A 17,302-nucleotide genomic window follows, 5' to 3' on the forward strand; every position below is an offset into this window, starting at 1 on the left:
CCGGCATGGGCCGGCAGGCAGGGCCGGGTCGCTCAGGGGCCGAAGGTGAAGGCGTACGCGCGGAAGCCGGGTCGGTCGGTGACCAGGGTCAGCAGGTGGTCGTCGCGGGACGCACCGGCGACGAGGCGGATCATGGCCGCGCGGTCGACCTGGGCCACCGCGTCCGGGCCGACGTCGGCGCCGCGCTCGGCGCCGATCGGCTGGCCGTCGAGCAGCACGCTGACCGGGACCGGCCGGTCCGGTCCCGGGTCGACGACGAGGTTCACCTCGCCGGCGTTGAAGGGCAGGGCGAGCTCACCGGTGCCGCCGGCGAGTTCGACGTACTCGCCGCTGTCGCGCCAGTCGCCGGTGAGCGTGAAGCTGCCCGGCACCCGGCGGTCGGTGCCCACGTACGTCTCCTCGGTGAGGTTGGCGTACGTCGGTGGCGTGGCCGCGGCGAAGGCCGCCGCCTCCGGGGTGACCGGGGGCAGGTCGGCCTCGGACACCGTGGCGAGGAGCAGCCGGCGGATCTCCGCCTCGGTGCGGTCGTAGTCGCCCTCCCCGATCCACCGGTCGGCGAGATCCCCGTCCGCGCCGAAGAGGTACCTCGCCGGCCAGGCGATGTTGCCGAGGCCCGCCCAGACCCGGAAGTCGTTGTCCAGCGCGATCGGGTAGGTCAGCTCGTGGTCCCGGATGCCCTGGTCGATGTTCTCGGCGTGCCGGCCGAACTCGAACTCCGGCGCGTGCAGCCCGACGACGGTCAGGCCGACGGGCGCGTAGTCGCGGTGCCACGCCTTGACGTACGGGGAGGTGCGGATCCAGTTGACGCAGGTGTACTCCCAGACGTCGATCAGCACCACCCGGCCGCGCAGCGCCTCCGGCGTCAGCGGCGGCGAGTTCACCCACCGCTGGACCTGGAACGCGGGGATCGGCATCGTCAACCGCCGGCCTGCTCGTCGCGGCGCGGGGTGAGGAGCCCGGTCAGCGCCGCCGGCAACCGGTCGGGCGTCTGCTCGGCGACGGGACACCGGCTGGCGGATGAGCTCAACCCGATCTCCTCACCTGTCGGGGCCGCGTCCACCCTGGCCCGGGCCCTGGACCCGCCGATTCTCCCGGCGCCGGCACCGACCGCGACTCGGTACGGCGGGCAACTCACCCGGTCGAGGTACCGCGACGCGGACCCGCGGTCGCCGGTGAGCGGACGCACCCGGACCCTGGGGGCGGTCGCCAGCCACGCGGCACCACTCCGCTCGACGCGCCGGCCCCGCTCGCGTCGGCGCGTACCGGACCGACAACGGTCATCCGCGCGGGCGCGCCCAGTTGGTGAAGCGCTCGGCCAGCGCGACCGGTGGCGCGGCGTGATCCAGCTCGGGGAGCTCCACGGCCGCCTCGGCCTGGAGCGTGGCCAGGTAGACCAGCAGGGCCGCCCGGTCCGTCCGGTACTCGGCGAGCAGGCGCAGCTTGGCCGCCGAACACGGCCAGGCGATCCCGCACGCCTGGCAGCGCCAGGTCGGCCGGGTGGGCAGGTGGTCACGGGGACCGGCGGCTCACAGGCTCACCACGCGTACGACGCGCACCCGGTCGACCCGGACGAAGGCGAAGCGCGCCCGGACGGCGAGCGACCCGTCCTCGCGTACGTCGTGCCCGCGCACCTCCGCCCAGACGTGCCCCTCGAACGGTCCGCGACTGAGGATCTCGGTGACGTGCAGCGTGAGCGGCCCGGTGCCGAAGCGGTAGGAGTCCTCGGGGACCCGGATCGTGCTGCCGATGGTCAGGCTCATCAGCGGCCTCCGTTGCCGCGCCACCGCTGGGCGGGGGTCAGGTTGCCCGGGCGGCCCGGACCCGCGGTCGGGAAGACTGCCGTCGGCTGCGCCCAGGTCGATCGCTCGTTGCGGGTCGATGGGACGGCAGCCGGGGGCGGAGTCGGCTGCGGCGTGGCGACGGGCTGACGGCACCAGAACCTGAATCGCATGGGTGGCCTCCCTGGGTGAGGGAGCCGCCCCGCCCCTCGCCGGGGCGGCTCCGAGGGACGGCTGCCGAGTTCGGGTTCCCGGCCGCCACCCTCCTGACGCCACCTTGCCGAGTGTTGTTGAACGAGCACACTGCGTTGCAGTATGTACTTCGGACGTTCGGGACGTTCGATGAAGGGCTGGGGATGAACCGTGCGGTGAAGGCCGCCATGGCCGAAGCAGGCGAGACTGCCGAGAGCCTTGCAGCTCAGATCGGTGTTGACCCGAAGACGGCGGCGCGCTGGGTGAGCCACGGACGAATCCCGCAGACCCGGCATCGCGCCCAGGTTGCGGCCATCCTGAGGTAAGGACGTTGTTGAGCTGTGGCCGGATGTGCTGAAGCCTCGGGAGCCAGCTTGGTTTCGGCCGTGGGCAGACATCGAACGCGAAGCCGCCGGACTCCGCTGGTTCGAATCGGCTGTCATTCCCGGTCTCCTACAGACGGAGGCATACGCGCGGGCGGTTCTTGCGAGCAGCCCTCTGTTGACGGATGCGGAGAGCCACGTCGGCATGCGCCTTCGTCGACAGGTGGCCGTCTTCGACCGTCCCCACCCGCCGCTGACAGTGTTCGTCATCGACGAAGCGGCTCTCCGCCGCGGCGATCCGGAAGTCCTAGGGGCGCAACTCGACCACATGGTGGCAATGGCTCAGCGGCCCAACGTCATGGTGCACGTGGTGCCGCTACGCGCAGGACTTCACCCGGGACAGGCCGGTCCGTTCATCATCGCGACCACCCGCGAGGGCGAGGAGGTGGGCTATCTCGATGATCAGTCGGCGGGGCGGATCACAAACGACGTTGTGCCTCTCTGGGCGGTCTGGGATACCGTCAGGTCGGTTGCACTTCCGCGAGACCAAACCATCGATCTCCTGAAAGCACGAGCATGGATGACCTGACCGGTGCACAGTGGCGCACCAGCACCCGCAGCAGTTCGAACGGCGGCGCGTGCGTGGAGGTCGCGGACAACCTGCCCGGCGTCGTCCTCGTCCGCGACACGAACGACCGCGACGGCGGCACCCTGACCTTCTCGCCCGCAGCCTGGCGCAGGTTCGTCGCCCACCTCACGCAGGGCTAGCGCCGCTGGCCACGTCGACGGGGGTGTGACCCCTACCGGGCCCGGTCCGGATCATCGGTGACGTTCAGCGGTCGTTCGAAGAACGTCTCGAGCACGACGATGGTCTCGGTGCCGGTGACACCGTCGATGTCGAAGACGCGGCGCAGCACAGCCTGCAACTGCTCGGTGGTCGGCGTGCGGATCTTCACCAGCAGCGACGAGGACCCGGCGACGATGTGCGCCTCCTGGATCTCCGGGATGGCAGCCAGAGCGTCCCGGGTCGGCGGGTCACCCATCCAGGCGTTGGACTGCAACATGACGAAGGCGAGCACGCCGCGGTCGACGGCGGCTGGATCGACATCGACGGTGGTACGGCGGATGACCCCACGTTCGCGCAGCTTGCGCACCCGCTCGTGAGCCGACCCCGCCGACAGTCCCACCGCCTTACCGAGGGCCGAGTACGGCAGCGTGGCGTCGGCCTGCAGCTCCGCCAGCAGCGCCCGGTCCGTGTCGTCCACCGCACCCCAATCTCTAGAACGTGAGTCAGCTAACTCGTTTGTTGACCATATCACGTTCGGCGATGCTAGCGTCCTACCGAATACCATCAGGCAACGGTGAGGAGCCGGCGATGGCCGAGACCATTCCTGCCCAGTTTCAGGTGCTCGACGAGCGCTTCCAGTACATCAACGGCGACTTCGTGCTCGAACGCATCCACACCGGCTCGCGCAAGACCGAGGGCCCGGCGTACTTCCCGGCCGGGCGCTATCTGGTGTGGAGCGACATCCCCAACGACCGGCTGCTGCGCTGGGACGAGACCACCGGCGCCGTGGGCGTCTTCCGGCACGGCTCCGGTTACGCCAACGGCAACACCGTCGACCGGCAGGGCCGCCTGATCACCTGCGAGCAGGGCAGCCGACGGGTCACCCGCACGGAGCACGACGGCACCGTCACCGTGCTGGCCGACCGCTATCAGGGCAAGCGGTTGAACAGCCCCAACGACGTGGTCGTCCGCGCGGACGGCACCATCTGGTTCACCGACCCGATCTACGGCATCTTCAGCGACTACGAGGGCAACAAGGGCGACAGCGAGTTCGGGGGCGCCTGCTACGTGTTCCGACTCGACCCGGCCACCGGTGAGCTGCGGATCGTCGCCGACGACTTCTGCCGGCCCAACGGCCTGGCCTTCTCGCCTGACGAGCAGCGGCTCTTCATCGCGGACACCCGGCAGGAACCCAGCCACATCCGCGTCTTCGACGTCACCGCCGACGGCGCGCTGACCGGCGGGGAGATCTTCGCCGAATGCGACAACGGCCGCTTCGACGGTCTCCGCTTGGACGACGCCGGCCGGGTATGGGCCGCCGCCTGGGACGGCGTGCACTGCTTCGACCCCGACGGCACCCTCATCGGCAAGCTGCTGCTGCCGGAGAGCGTCGCCAACCTCACCTTCGGCGGGCCGAAGCGCAACCACCTCTTCCTCACCGCCGGGATCAGCGTGTACGCGCTGCGGGTCACGGTCAACGGCGCCCGCTACCCGCAGGCCGACGGAAGCGATCGTCGGTGACCGGCGTCGCGACCGCTGGCCGCACCCGGGCGCGGGCGATCCTCGACCGGCACCGGGCGACCGCCCCCACCCGCGCCAGCGGCCGGTCCCACCCGGCCGGTGACGCTAGGGCCGGCGGCCACGTCGCCGCTCGCGTCGGCGCACCACCCCGGGCTCGCCCACCGCCGGCCAGCCGTCCAGCTCCGACGGCGGTACGCCCCGGCGGAGCAGGTCGTCCAGGAGCGCCGCGAGGGTGTAGTCGGGGTGCTCGGTCAGCGCCCGCTCCAGCGCGACAGCGGCCAGCGCCCCCTGCCCTGCCCGCCACGCGGCGAACGCGAGCAGGCTGGCCGGCGCGGCGGTCAGCTCCGGCTCGGCGCGGCGCAGCACGTCGGTCCAGAGGGCGATGTCCGCGTCGCGGCCATCGGTGCGGTCCCAGGCGTGGTCGCGTACCGGCAGGTGGGTCAGGAGCAGGCTCAGCCAGCCCACCTCGTCGTCGGTGAGCCGCTCGCCGCGACGTTGCCGGCGCAGCGCCGCCCGTACGGCCGCCACGCCGGCAGCGCGCAGCGACCGGCCGCCGAGCAGGTCCGCCGGGGGCGCCTGGTCGAGCAGGTCGGTCAGCCGCCGCTCGGCCCGGGCGGTGGCCCGGCGCATCGCCACCCGGACCGGACCACCGACCGGGGCCACCTGCGCCACCAGGGCGGCCCGGTCGGGCAGCGCGACCTGGCCGGCGACCACCGCGGCCGCGGGCACCGCGCTCGCCCCCGGGTCGTACGGGGAACCGTCGGGCGGGCAGCACTCCGGCTCGGCGCAGAGGTACGACCACCACCGCCCGTCGGTGACCCGCAGCGCGTCGAGCACGGCCAGCCCGGCCCCGGCCAGCGCGGCGCGTACCGCGTCGACGGCCGGGGTGACCCGGGTCGCCGGACCGTACCCGATCACGGTGGCCGAGTCGGCCTGCTGGCGGGCGATCACCCCGGCGAGGTGCCGGGCCGGCGGATCCGCCTCGCTCGCCGGCTCGGGCAGGTCGGCCCGGGCGGCGAAGGTGATCCGCCGACCGCGCATGGCCACCACGACCACGCTGTCGGCGGGATGGAAGCCGAGCAGGTACGGCACGGCGGCGATCAGGTCGGCGGGGGAACGGACGGCGAGCCGGGGGCGGTCGGTCGAGGTCATGTCCGCAGCCTGCGGGCCGGCCACCCGGCGCGGCAGCCCCTGTGGACGACACGCGGTTCATCCACAGCTACGCTCCGTGTTTGCGCTGCTCGGGCCCGATCCGCCGGTCGCGGTGACCCGCCACGTCGGCGCGCCCGGAGCGATCACAGCGGAACCGCCCAGGAGCATGGCGTCTCGTCCGGTGCCACCGCCCTGGTCCGCGGCCCCGCTCCCGGCCGCCGCGGCCACGCCGGCGAGCCGGTCGGGGCGGGGTGGGCGCGACGGCGGCGACGAGCGACTACCTTGCCGTCATGGACCTCGCGTACCTGCGGGCGCACCCGTCCCACCTGCCGACCTTCCTGACCCACCAGCGGATCCGGGAGACCCCGGTGGCCGGGGGCGACATCTGTGCCGCCTCCCGGCTGACCCTGGACGACGGCCACTCGATCTTCGCCAAGACCTGGCCGGAGCGGGCCGGGCGGCCGGTGCCAGAGGGCTTCTTCGCCACCGAGGCGGCCGGTCTGCGCTGGCTGCGCGAGGCCGACGCGGTGGCCGTACCGGAGGTGCTGGTGGCGCTGCCCGACCTGCTGGCGCTGGAGTGGGTCGAGCCGGGCGAGCCGACCGCCGAGGCGGCCGAGCGGTTCGGCCGGGAGCTGGCCGCGCTGCACCGGGCCGGCGCACCGGCCTTCGGGGCCGACTGGCCCGGGTTCATCGGCGCGCTCCCGGCGGACAACACGCCCGACCCCGGCCCCTGGTCGAGCTGGTTCGCCCGCTGCCGGTTGCTGCCCTACCTGCGCCGCTCGGTCGACGGCGGGGCGCTGAGCGGCACCGAGGTCGCCCTGGTCGAGGAGGTCGTCGACCGGATCGGCGAGTTCGGCGGCGACGAACCGCCGGCCCGCGTCCACGGCGACCTGTGGCCGGGCAACGTGCTCTGGGGCGCCGACGACCGGGCCTGGCTGGTCGACCCGGCCGCGCACGGCGGGCACCGGGAGACCGACCTGGCCCAGCTCGCCCTCTTCGGCGGCGCGCCGCACCTCGACCGGATCCTCGCCGCGTACGCCGAGGCGTGGCCGCCGGCCGACGGATGGCGGGACCGGGTGCCGCTGCACCAGCTCCACCTGCTGCTGGTGCACACCGCTCTGTTCGGCGCCGCGTACCGCGATGCGGTCGGCCGGGCCGCCCGGGCCGCCCTCGGCGGGCTGACACGCGCTACCGTCGACAGGTGACTGCCGCCCAGCCGACCGACGGCCCCCTCGTCGACCGGTACGGCCGCGTCGCCCGCGACCTCCGCGTCTCGCTGACCGACAAGTGCAACCTGCGCTGCACGTACTGCATGCCGGCCGAGGGCCTGCCCTGGCTCGCCGGGCCGCAACTGCTCACCGACGCGGAGATCGTCCGGCTGGTCCGGATCGCGGTACGCGACCTCGGCGTCACCGAGGTGCGCTTCACCGGCGGCGAGCCGCTGATCCGACCCGGGCTGGTGGGCATCGTCGCCGAGGTGGCCGCGCTCGAACCGCGCCCCCGGATCTCGCTGACCACCAACGGCATCGGGTTGGCCCGGCTCGCCCCCACGCTGCGCGCCGCCGGGCTCGACCGGGTGAACGTCTCGCTGGACACCCTGGACGCGGACCGGTTCACCCGGCTGACCCGCCGCGACCGGCTCGCCGACGTACTGGCCGGCCTGGCCGGCGCCACCGCGGCCGGGCTCACCCCGGTCAAGGTCAACACGGTGCTGATGCGGGGCGTGAACGACGACGAGGCGCCGGCGCTGCTCCGCTTCGCCCTCGACCACGGCTACGAGCTGCGGTTCATCGAGCAGATGCCGCTGGACGCGCAGCACGGCTGGGACCGCGCCGCCATGGTCACCGCCGAGGAGATCCTCGCCGCCCTGCGTACCACCTTCGACCTGCGACCCGACCCGGCCGAGCGGGGCGCGGCCCCGGCCGAGACCTGGCTGGTCGACGGCGGCCCGGCCCGGGTGGGCGTGATCGCCAGCGTCACCCGGCCGTTCTGCGGCGACTGCGACCGCACCCGGCTCACCGCCGACGGCCAGGTCCGCGCGTGCCTGTTCGCCACCGAGGAGTCCGACCTGCGCGGGGCGCTGCGAGCCGGGGCGGACGACGCCGAACTGGCCCGCCGCTGGCGGACCGCGATGTGGGGCAAGCGGGCCGGCCACGGCATCGACGACCCGACGTTCCTGCAACCCGCCCGGCCGATGTCGGCCATCGGAGGCTGACCGTGACCGACCCGACCCGGCCCGCCGCCGGGCTGCCGCCGCTGACCGTGCGCTACTTCGCCGGGGCACGCGCCGCCGCCGGCCGCACCGAGGAGACGGTGCCGGCCGGAGGCACCCTCGACGACCTCGTCACCGAACTGACCGGGCGGCACGGTGACCGGCTCGCCGCCGTGCTGCGGGTGGCGAGCTTCCTGGTGGACGGGGTGACCTGCCACGATCGTCAGGCCCCGCTGCCGGCCGGGACCACGATCGACGTACTGCCCCCCTTCGCGGGCGGCTGAGGGAGGCGCACATGCTCGCAGTGCTGGGTTTCGTGGGGACCCTGGCGCTGATCACCGGCCTGATCCACCTCTACCTGTGGAAGCGGCTGGTCCGGGACACCACGACGCCGGGGCGCTGGCGGCGGGTCGGCGGGATCAGCGCGCTCGTGCTGGCCCTGCTGGTGCCGGCCACCATGGTCGGCACCCAGGCCGGGCTGTACTGGCTGGCGTGGCCCGGCTACCTCTGGCTCGCGATCATGTTCTACCTGCTGGTCCTGCTCGTCGCGCTGGAAGTGCCGATGCTGGTGACCAGGCTGGTGCTGCGCCGCCGGGTGGCGGCGGCCGAGCCGACCGCCGCCGCGCCCGAGCCGGCCCTGGTCGGCGCGGCCGGCCCGGCCGATCCGCCGGCCGCCGGCGCCGTCGGCCAGTCCGACCACGACCCGTCCCGGCGGCTGCTGCTGGCCCGGGGGGCGGCGATCTTCGCCGGACTCACCGCCACCGGCCTCACCGGGTACGGCATCCGCACCGCGCTCGGCCCGCCGCAGCTGGACCGGGTGCAGATCCCGCTGGCCAAGCTGCCCCGGAGCATGGACGGCCTGCGCATCGCCACCGTCTCCGACATCCACCTCGGGCCGCTGCGCGGCCGGGCGCACACCGAGCGGATCGTGGCCGCGATCAACCGTCTGGACGCCGACCTGGTCGCGGTCGTCGGCGACCTGGTCGACGGCTCGGTGGCCGAGCTGGGTGAGGCCGCCGCGCCGCTGCGGGACCTGCGCTCCCGGCACGGCAGCTACTTCGTCACCGGCAACCACGAGTACTACTCCGGCGTCGAGGAGTGGGTGCGGGAGCTGGACCGGCTGGGGCTGCGGGTGCTGCAGAACGACCGGCGGGAGATCCAGGCCCGCGGCGGCGTGCTCGACCTGGCCGGGGTCAACGACGTCACGGCCGCCGGCACCGGGCTGGCCGCGCCGGCCGACTTCACCGCGGCGCTGGGCGACCGGGACCCGTCCCGCCCGGTGGTCCTCCTCGCCCACCAGCCGGTGGCCGCGGTCGAGGCGGCGAAGTTCGGCGTCGACCTGCAACTGTCCGGGCACACCCACGGCGGCCAGATCGTCCCGTTCAACCTGCTGGTCAAGCTCCAGCAGCCGGTGGTCTCCGGCCTCGGCGAGGTCGACGGCACCAAGGTGTACGTCACCAACGGCGCCGGCTTCTGGGGGCCGCCGGTCCGGGTCGGCGCCGAGCCGCAGATCACCCTCGTCGAGCTGCGTTCGGCATAGCGCAGCTCACCCCCGAGCGTGGCGACGCGCGGCGGTGAGCCGTGCCGTGGCAGGATGCGGCGTGCCTCCGTTCAGCGCCGCACCCCCCGGTGGCCTCCCGCCGTTCGTCGCGGACCTGCACATCCACTCGAAGTACTCGCGCGCGTGCAGCCGCGACCTGACCCTGCCGAACCTCGGCTGGTGGGCCCGACGCAAGGGCATCGGCCTGCTCGGCACCGGTGACTTCACCCACCCCGCCTGGTACGACCACCTGCGCGAGACGCTGCATCCGGCGGAGCCCGGCCTCTACCGGCTCAGCCCGGAGGCGGAGCGGGACATCGCCCGACGGCTGCCACCCCGGCTGGCCAGCGCGGCCGAAACCGACCCGGTGCGGTTCATGCTCAGCGTGGAGATCTCCACGATCTACAAGCGGGACGACCGCACCCGCAAGGTGCACCACCTGATCTACCTGCCCGACCTGGACGCGGTGTCCCGGTTCAACACCGCGCTCGGCCGGATCGGCAACCTCGGCTCGGACGGCCGGCCGATCCTCGGCCTGGACTCCCGGGACCTGCTGGAGATCACCCTGGAGGCCAGCCCGGACGGCTACCTGGTGCCGGCGCACATCTGGACGCCCTGGTTCTCCGCGCTCGGCTCGAAGTCCGGCTTCGACGCGATCGCCGACTGCTACGCCGACCTGGCCGGGCACATCTTCGCGGTGGAGACCGGCCTCTCCTCCGACCCGGAGATGAACTGGCGGGTCGGCAGCCTGGACGCATACCGGCTGGTGTCGAACTCGGACGCGCACTCGCCGCCGGCGCTGGCCCGGGAGGCGACCGTCTTCGCCACCACCCGCGACTACTTCGCCGTCCGGGACGCGCTGCGCACCGGCGACGGGCTCGCCGGGACCATCGAGTTCTTCCCGGAGGAGGGCAAGTACCACGCCGACGGGCACCGGCTCTGCGGGGTCAACTGGGCCCCGGAGCAGACCCGCGCGGCCGGCGGGCGCTGCCCCGAGTGCGGCAAGCCGCTCACCGTCGGCGTGCTCAGCCGGGTCGAGGAACTGGCCGACCGCCCGGCCGGGCACCGACCCGAGCAGGCTCGCGAGGTGACCCACCTGGTGCCGCTCGCCGAGATCCTCGGCGAGATCAACAAGGTGGGCGCCCGGTCCAAGAAGGTCGACGGGAAGCTCAACGACCTGCTCGCCGCGCTCGGCCCGGAGCTGGAGATCCTCACCCGCACCCCGCTGGACGAGATCGCGCGGGTCGGTGGGGAACTGCTCGCCGAGGGGATCGGCCGGCTACGCCGGGGCGAGGTGCGCCGGGTCCCCGGCTACGACGGCGAGTACGGCGTGATCACCCTCTTCGACCCGGCCGAGCTGGGCGGACCGACGCCGGGGACGCAGGCCGAGACGCTGTTCGACGTACCCGTGCCGGCGCAGCGCAGGCCCGCGGAGCCGGCGGCCGGACCGCGGGCCAAGCGCCCGGCGGCGGCCAAGGCCGAGCCGAAGCGGAAGGCCAGCGCACCGCCGCCACCGATCGCCCCGCCCCCCTCGCCGCACGAGCCGTTCGAGCCGATGCTCGCCGGCATGGAGGAGGTCGGCACCGGCCTGCTGGACCGGCTCGACGCGATGCAGCGGGTGGCCGCCTCCGCGCCGGGCGGGCCGCTGCTCATCGTGGCCGGGCCGGGCACCGGCAAGACCCGGACGCTGACCCACCGGATCGCGTACCTCTGCGCGGAGCTGAACGTCTTCCCGGAGCACTGCCTGGCGATCACCTTCACCCGGCGGGCCGCCGAGGAGCTGCGGCACCGCCTCGACGGGCTGCTCGGTCCGGTCGCCGAGGACGTCACCGTCGGCACCTTCCACTCGCTCGGGCTGACCATCCTGCGGGAGCACGCCGAGGCGGCCGGGCTGCCGGTGGACTTCCGGATCGCCGACGACGCCGACCGGGCGGCGGCCCGCGCCGAGGCCGGCGACGACCAGGCCGGGTACGCGGCGCTGCTGCGCAAGCAGGGCCTGGTCGACCTGGACGAGCTGCTCACCCTGCCGGTCGCGCTGCTGCGCGAGGACCGGGCGCTGGTCGAGCGCTACCGGGACCGCTGGCGGTGGATCTTCGTCGACGAGTACCAGGACGTCGACGCGGTGCAGTACGAGCTGCTGCGACTGCTCAGCCCCGCCGACGGCAACCTCTGCGCGATCGGCGACCCGGACCAGGCGATCTACTCGTTCCGCGGCGCCGACGTCGGCTACTTCCTGCGCTTCTCCCAGGACTTCACCGACGCCCGGCTGGTCCGGCTGAACCGCAACTACCGCTCGTCGGCGCCGATCCTGGCCGCCGCGGTGCAGGCCATCGCGCCGTCGTCGCTGGTGCGCGGCCGGCGGCTGGACCCGGCCCGGCTCGACCCGGAGGCCCCGCTGGTCGGCCGCTACCCGGCGGCGTCCGTCGCCGACGAGGCCGACTTCGTGGTCCGCACCGTCGACGAACTGGTCGGCGGGCTCTCCCACCGGTCGCTGGACTCCGGCCGGATCGACGGCCGCTCGACGTCGCTCAGCTTCTCCGACATCGCGGTGCTCTACCGCACCGACGCCCAGGCCGCGCCGATCGTGGACGCCCTGGCCCGGGCCAACATCCCGGTGCAGAAGCGCTCGCACGACCGGCTGCGGGACCGGCCCGGGGTGGCCGCCATCGCCCGGGAGCTGCGGCACGCCGGCGGGCTCGACGGCTCGCTCGCCGCCCGGGTCCGGCTGGCCGGCCAGGTGCTGGCGGAACGCTTCGCCGTGCCGACGCTGGACGGCGCCGGCGCGGTCCGCCCGGAGGACGTCCGGGCGGCGGTCGACCTGCTCACCCCGCTGGCCCGGCGCTGCGGCGACGACCTGCCGCTGTTCCTGTCCCAGCTGGCCACCGGCGCCGAGGTGGACGCCCTGGACCCGCGGGCCGAGGCGGTCACCCTGCTCACCCTGCACGCGGCCAAGGGGCTGGAGTTCCCGGTGGTGTTCCTGGTCGGCTGCGAGGACGGGCTGCTGCCGCTGCGCTGGCCCGGCAGCGAGCCCGACGACGACGCGGTGGCCGAGGAGCGGCGGTTGTTCTTCGTCGGCCTCACCCGCGCCCAGGACCGGCTGTACGTCAGCCACGCCGCCCGCCGCACCCGGCACGGCGCGGAACGCGAGTGCCGGCCGTCCCCGTTCCTCGACGCCATCGACCCGGGCCTGTTCGAACGCTTCGGCGAGACCGAGCCGCGCCGCCCCAAGGACCGCCAGCTCCGGCTGATCTGACCCGGCTGGCGGCTCGGTGCGGCGCGTGGCTCGGGCCGGGCGTCAGCGGCGGGCCGGCTCCGGGGTCGCCTGCTCGGCGGGCCGGCGCGGGCGTTCGGTGCTCACCACCAGGGCCACCCCGGCCACGATCACCGCGCCACCGAGCAGCACCTGCGCGGTGATCGGCTCCGCGACGAGCAGCGCGCCGAGCGCCACCGCGACCGCCGGGTTCACGTAGGCGTACGTGGCGACCAGCGAGATCGGCGCGTGGTGCAGCAGCCAGACGTACGCGGTGAAGGCGACCAGCGAGCCGGCCACCATCAGGTAGCCGAGGGCGAGCCAGGAGCGGGTGGTGACCGTGCCCGGATCGAAGCCCCGCAGCTCGCCCCGGCCCACGGCGAGGACGGCGAGCACCGCCGCCCCGGCGAACATCTCGTACACGGTGGCGACGAACGGGTCGGTGGGCATCCGGATCCGGCCGGACAGGAACGAGCCGACCGACCAGGAGGCCGCCCCGACCACCACGGTCAGCGCGCCGGCGAGCGGTACCGCGCCCGTCCCACCGCTGGGCAGCACCAGCAGCACCAGGCCGACGAAGCCCAGGCTCACCCCGGCCAGCGTCCAGAGTCGGGGGCGGTCACCGGTGGCCGAGCGGAGCAGCACCACCAGCAGCGGCACGGTGGCGACCAGCAGCGCCGCGATGCCGGACGGCACCGCCACCCCGGGCGGCCCGGACTCGGCCAGCACCACCAGCCCGTTACCGCCGGCGAGCAGGAGCACGCCGACCACCGCGGCGGAGGCGAGCTGACGCCGGTCGACCCGCAGCGCCCCCGGCCCGCGACGCAGCCGCAGCACCAGGGCGAGCACCACACCGGCGGCCGCGAACCGGGCGGCCGCCGAGGCGAGCGGCGGCATGGACTCCACGGCGATCCGGATGCCGAGATAGGTGGAGCCCCACAGGACGTAGACCAGCAGCAGCGCGGTCCAGATCAGCGCGGGCGCGGCGGCTGATCGGCCGCCGGCGGCGGCGCTCGGTCCGGGCCGGCCGGCCGAGTCGGTGGACGGGGACGCACTTGGCGGAGGTGAGCTCATTGGTGGACCACGCTACGGTGGCCTGGGCGTCGGCGTCCCTCGTTGGTGGCCGGCCTCTCACCACTTGGGTTCCAGGAGGACGGCATGGCCAACTACGGACCACCGGGCGGCGGTTCCCCGGACCCGTGGCGCGGGCGGGGGCCCGACGAGCCGTACGAGCCGTACGAGCCGGACCGTCGGCGCGAGTGGGACGGGTCCGAGGATCCCTACCAGCAGCACCGGCCGGGGCGACCGTACGGCGCCGATCCCTACCAGCCCACCGAGCCGTCCTACGACCCCGGGTACGGGTCCGGGCCGCACCGGCCCGCCGATCCCGGGTACGCCGCCGATCCCGGCTACCCGGCCGATCCCCGCCACGCCCCGGAGCCGGCGTACCGCCCCGGATACGGCGAGCCGGGGCCCGGCCCGTACCGGCCGGCCGAGCAGTCGTACGCCGGCTATCCGGCTGCCGGTGCGCCGGCCGCCCCGTACACCGGGGAACCGGCCCCGCCCCCGGAGCGCCCGCGCTCCCGCGGCCCGTTGCTCGCGGTGCTGGCGGCCGTGCTGGTCCTCGTGCTCGGCGGTGGGGTGGCGGTGCTCTACCTGCTCGGTCAGGACGACGACGACCCGCCGCCGACCGCCGCCGCCGGGGCGTCCGCCTCGGCCCCCGCCGACACCGCGGCACCGACGGCCGCGGGCCCGGTGCCCAGTGCGCCGGCCCCGGAGGCGTCCGCCGACCCCCGGTTCGTCAAGGCCGGCCAGTGCGTCCGCAACGAGGGGGCACCCGGTGGCAAGCCCAAACTGCTGATCAGCGACTGTGCCCCGAAGACGTACGAGGTGCTGCGCCGCTTCGACGGCGCGACCAGCGGCGAGCGGGACGCCGAGGCCAAGTGCGCCAAGGTCGCCGGCTACACCAACTGGTACTTCTTCGACAGCGAGCTGGACACCCTCGACTTCGTGCTCTGCCTGAAGCAGCGCTGAACACCGCATCCCTGGGAGAGAGATGACCACCTACGGACCATCCGGCCAGCCGGACGACCCGTCGCAGCGGCCGCCGGCCGGGCCGGAGGGCCCGACGCCCGCCGACCCGACGCTGCCCCAGTGGGGCCAGCCACCGGCGGGCGGCCAGGAACAACCCACCCTTCCCCAGTGGGGCCAGCCGGCGGGCCAGGAACAACCCACCGTGCCGCAGTGGGGCCAGCCACCCGCCGGTGGCCAGGAGCAGCCCACCCAGCCGCAGTGGGGCCAGCCGCCAGCGGGCGGCCAGGAGCAGCCCACCCAGCCCCAGTGGAGCCAACCCGTCTCCGGCGGCGCCGAGCCGCCCACCACGCCGATGTGGGCCCAGCCGCCGGCGGGCGCACCGCAGCCGGCCGAGCCGCCGCAGCCGCCCGCCGGCTACCCGCCGCCGGCCCCCGGGCCGGGGCAACCGCCGCCCGGCGCCGGCTACCCGCCGCCCACCTCGGGCGCCGGCTACCCGCCGCCCACGTCCGGGGCCGGCTACCCGCCGCCGCCCGGGCCGTTCCCACCGGCCGGGCCGCAGCCGGTCCAGCCGGCCGCCGGCCAGTGGGGCGCGCCGCCGCCGGCCCCCGGTCAGTTCGGTACGCCGCCCGCCCCGCCGGCGAAGCGGGGCGGCGGTGGGAAGATCGCCCTGATCATCGGCCTGGTCGTGGTGCTGGTCCTCTGCCCCTGCCTCGGCCTGGCCGGCTGGGCGGTGTACCAGGCCGCCGAGGACGACGACCCGAGCCCGGGGCCGTCGGTGTCGGCGAGCGCGTCGACCGAGCCGACCGCCGAGCCGAGCCCGGACGAGAGCAGCGCGGAACCGAGCCCGACCGAGGACGACGACGACTACGCCAAGGGCGACTGCGTGGTCAACGACGGCACCGACGAGGACGCCGAGCTGCGTAAGGTGCCGTGCGGCCCGAACACGTACGAGGTGCTGCTGCGGCTGCCGGCGACCACGGACGCCGATCAGTGCAAGACGCGCGCACCCCGGTCGACCGCGCACTACGTGCACGACAACTCGGTCGACCTCTTCGACTACGTGCTCTGCCTGCGGAAGCGGTAGGCCATCGGGAAAACTAGGGCTGTCTAGCGTGGACGCTAGACAGCCCTAGTTTTGTCTCGACGCGGCTCCGGCCGGGCAGTACGCCGGCACGACACGCGGTAGCCCCATCTACGGATGTCTAGCCTCCCAGCTAGACGGCCCGATACTGTGCGATGCGTGGATCCGGTCCGCAACCCGTACGCTCCGGGCGCCGGCCAGCGTCCGCCCGAACTCGCCGGGCGGGGGCGCGAGCTGGACGTCTTCGACATCGTGCTGGAGCGGATCGCGCGGGGCCGGCCGGAACGCAGCCTGATGCTCACCGGGCTGCGCGGCGTCGGCAAGACCGTGCTGCTCAACACCCTCCGCTCGCAGGCGATCAACCGACTCTGGGGCAGCGGCAAGATCGAGGCCCGGCCGGACCAGTCGCTGCGCCGCCCGATCGCCGCGGCGCTGCACATGGCGGTCCGCGAACTCGCTCCGCGACACCGCGCGCCGGACCGGATCGACGCCTTCCTCGGGGTGCTCAAGGCGTTCGCCCAGCGCTCCGCGCCGACCGGCCGGGGTGGCGCCGCGCCGAAGCTGCGGGACCGCTGGCAGCCCGGCATCGACGTCCCCGCCGCCAGCGGCCGGGCCGACTCGGGCGACATCGAGATCGACCTGGTCGAGCTGCTCACCGACGCCGCCGGGGTGGCCAGCGACGTCGGCACCGGCATCGCCATCTTCATCGACGAGATGCAGGACCTCGGCCCCGAGGACGTCTCCGCGCTCTGCGCCGCCTGCCACGAGCTGTCCCAGCTCGGGGCGCCGCTGATCGTGGTCGGCGCCGGGCTGCCGCACCTGCCGGCCGTGCTCAGCGCCGCCAAGTCGTACTCGGAGCGGCTCTTCCGGTACCAGCGGATCGACCGGCTCGACCGGATCGCCGCCGACCAGGCGCTCTGCGCGCCGGCCGAGCGCGAGGAGGTGGAGTACGAGCAGAAGGCGCTCGACCTGCTGTACGAGAAGTCCGGCGGCTACCCGTACTTCGTGCAGGCGTACGGGAAGGCCACCTGGGACCACGCCCCGCGCTCGCCGATCACCGCCGCGGACGTCCGGGTGGCCGCGCCCGAGGCGGAGGCGGAGCTGGCGGTCGGCTTCTTCGGTTCCCGGTTCGAGCGGGCCACCCCGGCGGAGCGCGAGTACATGCGCGCGATGGCCACCCTCTCGCTGGTCGAGGGCGAGGCGGACGGCGGCGGCCGGGACGACATGGACGCCGCGGTGCCGACCGCGGAGATCGCCCGGGCGCTGGGCCGCAAGCCGGCCAGCCTCTCGCCGGCCCGGGACGCGCTGATCAAGAAGGGGCTGATCTACTCCGGCGAGCGGGGCACGGTGGCCTTCACCGTCCCGCACTTCGGCCGGTACCTGCGCACCCAGCCGGCCTGAACCGGGGCCGGCGGGCGCGGCGATCCGGCTG

At 74.6% G+C, this 17,302-nt stretch carries 14 protein-coding genes and 2 pseudogenes; 11 read left to right on the plus strand and 5 right to left on the minus strand.

Translation table 11 applies throughout. The annotated features are described in order from the left end of the window. Positions 1-32 precede the first annotated feature (32 nt). Both GA0070609_RS28440 and GA0070609_RS28455 read right to left on the minus strand, forming a co-directional pair. The gene (locus tag GA0070609_RS28440) at positions 33-914 is read right to left on the minus strand and encodes a thioredoxin family protein (RefSeq protein ID WP_088996636.1); all 882 of its coding nucleotides are present in this window, start codon (positions 912-914) and stop codon (positions 33-35) included. Between the two features lie 612 nt (positions 915-1,526). Beyond that, complete coding sequence (locus GA0070609_RS28455; RefSeq protein WP_088996639.1) at positions 1,527-1,760, minus strand: hypothetical protein; 234 nt, start codon at positions 1,758-1,760, stop codon at positions 1,527-1,529. 374 nt (positions 1,761-2,134) lie between these two features. On the opposite strand from GA0070609_RS28455, the pseudogene GA0070609_RS28465 reads away from it, so the two are divergent. Both GA0070609_RS28465 and GA0070609_RS28470 read left to right on the plus strand, forming a co-directional pair. After that, positions 2,135-2,882: pseudogene (locus tag GA0070609_RS28465) on the plus strand (DUF5753 domain-containing protein). Continuing rightward, a complete protein-coding gene (locus GA0070609_RS28470) occupies positions 2,870-3,061 on the plus strand; it encodes a DUF397 domain-containing protein (protein ID WP_088996641.1) in 192 nt (63 codons plus the stop codon). The pseudogene GA0070609_RS28465 and the gene GA0070609_RS28470 overlap by 13 nt, the downstream one beginning before the upstream one ends. Positions 3,062-3,093: 32 nt before the next feature. Here GA0070609_RS28470 and GA0070609_RS28475 read toward each other — a convergent pair whose 3' ends face one another. After that, a complete protein-coding gene (locus tag GA0070609_RS28475) occupies positions 3,094-3,558 on the minus strand; it encodes an Lrp/AsnC family transcriptional regulator (protein ID WP_231928439.1) in 465 nt (154 codons plus the stop codon). 110 nt (positions 3,559-3,668) lie between these two features. Here GA0070609_RS28475 and GA0070609_RS28480 point away from each other — a divergent pair, with 110 nt between their 5' ends. Then, positions 3,669-4,601 carry an SMP-30/gluconolactonase/LRE family protein gene (locus tag GA0070609_RS28480; protein ID WP_088996643.1) on the plus strand — a complete coding sequence of 311 codons (933 nt, stop codon included), beginning with the start codon at positions 3,669-3,671 and terminating at the stop codon, positions 4,599-4,601. Between the two features lie 105 nt (positions 4,602-4,706). Here GA0070609_RS28480 and GA0070609_RS28485 read toward each other — a convergent pair whose 3' ends face one another. After that, a complete protein-coding gene (locus GA0070609_RS28485) occupies positions 4,707-5,753 on the minus strand; it encodes a DUF4192 domain-containing protein (protein ID WP_088998019.1) in 1,047 nt (348 codons plus the stop codon). Positions 5,754-6,043: 290 nt separating this feature from the next. On the opposite strand from GA0070609_RS28485, the gene GA0070609_RS28490 reads away from it, so the two are divergent. The 5 genes from GA0070609_RS28490 (at position 6,044) to GA0070609_RS28510 (ending at position 12,758) form a co-directional block, all read left to right on the plus strand. Further along, a complete protein-coding gene (locus tag GA0070609_RS28490; RefSeq protein WP_088996644.1) occupies positions 6,044-6,958 on the plus strand; it encodes a fructosamine kinase family protein in 915 nt (304 codons plus the stop codon). After that, complete coding sequence (gene moaA / locus GA0070609_RS28495; protein WP_088996645.1) at positions 6,955-7,968, plus strand: GTP 3',8-cyclase MoaA; 1,014 nt, start codon at positions 6,955-6,957, stop codon at positions 7,966-7,968. The genes GA0070609_RS28490 and moaA overlap by 4 nt, the downstream gene beginning before the upstream one ends. Positions 7,969-7,970: 2 nt before the next feature. Further along, complete coding sequence (locus tag GA0070609_RS28500) at positions 7,971-8,249, plus strand: MoaD/ThiS family protein (RefSeq protein ID WP_231928440.1); 279 nt, start codon at positions 7,971-7,973, stop codon at positions 8,247-8,249. A gap of 11 nt (positions 8,250-8,260) precedes the next feature. Beyond that, positions 8,261-9,505, plus strand: coding sequence for a metallophosphoesterase (locus tag GA0070609_RS28505; RefSeq protein WP_088996646.1), 1,245 nt, complete (start codon positions 8,261-8,263; stop codon positions 9,503-9,505). A 61-nt stretch (positions 9,506-9,566) separates the two neighbouring features. Then, entirely contained in the window at positions 9,567-12,758 is a 3,192-nt protein-coding gene (locus GA0070609_RS28510) for a UvrD-helicase domain-containing protein (RefSeq protein WP_088996647.1), read from the plus strand. Between the two features lie 42 nt (positions 12,759-12,800). Here GA0070609_RS28510 and GA0070609_RS28515 read toward each other — a convergent pair whose 3' ends face one another. Further along, positions 12,801-13,829 (minus strand): EamA family transporter, encoded by a 1,029-nt coding sequence (locus GA0070609_RS28515; RefSeq protein ID WP_172899427.1) that lies wholly within the window; start codon positions 13,827-13,829, stop codon positions 12,801-12,803. A gap of 675 nt (positions 13,830-14,504) precedes the next feature. Here GA0070609_RS28515 and GA0070609_RS35300 point away from each other — a divergent pair. The 3 genes and pseudogenes from GA0070609_RS35300 to GA0070609_RS28530 form a co-directional block, all read left to right on the plus strand. Next, positions 14,505-14,789, plus strand: a pseudogene (locus GA0070609_RS35300) (LppU/SCO3897 family protein); the annotation flags it as partial. 667 nt (positions 14,790-15,456) lie between these two features. Then, positions 15,457-15,873 (plus strand): LppU/SCO3897 family protein, encoded by a 417-nt coding sequence (locus GA0070609_RS35085; protein WP_088998022.1) that lies wholly within the window; start codon positions 15,457-15,459, stop codon positions 15,871-15,873. A gap of 156 nt (positions 15,874-16,029) precedes the next feature. Next, entirely contained in the window at positions 16,030-17,271 is a 1,242-nt protein-coding gene (locus GA0070609_RS28530; RefSeq protein WP_088996649.1) for an ATP-binding protein, read from the plus strand. Positions 17,272-17,302 lie beyond the last annotated feature (31 nt).

Origin of the sequence: Micromonospora echinaurantiaca, assembly GCF_900090235.1 — a bacterium.
In the GTDB taxonomy this organism is placed as follows: domain Bacteria; phylum Actinomycetota; class Actinomycetes; order Mycobacteriales; family Micromonosporaceae; genus Micromonospora; species Micromonospora echinaurantiaca.

Excerpts from the sequence above, each read along its gene's own strand:
- GA0070609_RS28440 (WP_088996636.1), bottom strand. The coding sequence starts at position 914 with ATGCCGATCCCCGCGTTCCAGGTCCAGCGGTGGGTGAACTCGCCGCCG.
- GA0070609_RS28455 (WP_088996639.1), bottom strand. The coding sequence starts at position 1,760 with ATGAGCCTGACCATCGGCAGCACGATCCGGGTCCCCGAGGACTCCTAC.
- GA0070609_RS28470 (WP_088996641.1), top strand. The coding sequence starts at position 2,870 with ATGGATGACCTGACCGGTGCACAGTGGCGCACCAGCACCCGCAGCAGT.
- GA0070609_RS28480 (WP_088996643.1), top strand. The coding sequence starts at position 3,669 with ATGGCCGAGACCATTCCTGCCCAGTTTCAGGTGCTCGACGAGCGCTTC.
- GA0070609_RS28485 (WP_088998019.1), bottom strand. The coding sequence starts at position 5,753 with ATGACCTCGACCGACCGCCCCCGGCTCGCCGTCCGTTCCCCCGCCGAC.
- GA0070609_RS28490 (WP_088996644.1), top strand. The coding sequence starts at position 6,044 with ATGGACCTCGCGTACCTGCGGGCGCACCCGTCCCACCTGCCGACCTTC.
- GA0070609_RS28505 (WP_088996646.1), top strand. The coding sequence starts at position 8,261 with ATGCTCGCAGTGCTGGGTTTCGTGGGGACCCTGGCGCTGATCACCGGC.
- GA0070609_RS28515 (WP_172899427.1), bottom strand. The coding sequence starts at position 13,829 with ATGAGCTCACCTCCGCCAAGTGCGTCCCCGTCCACCGACTCGGCCGGC.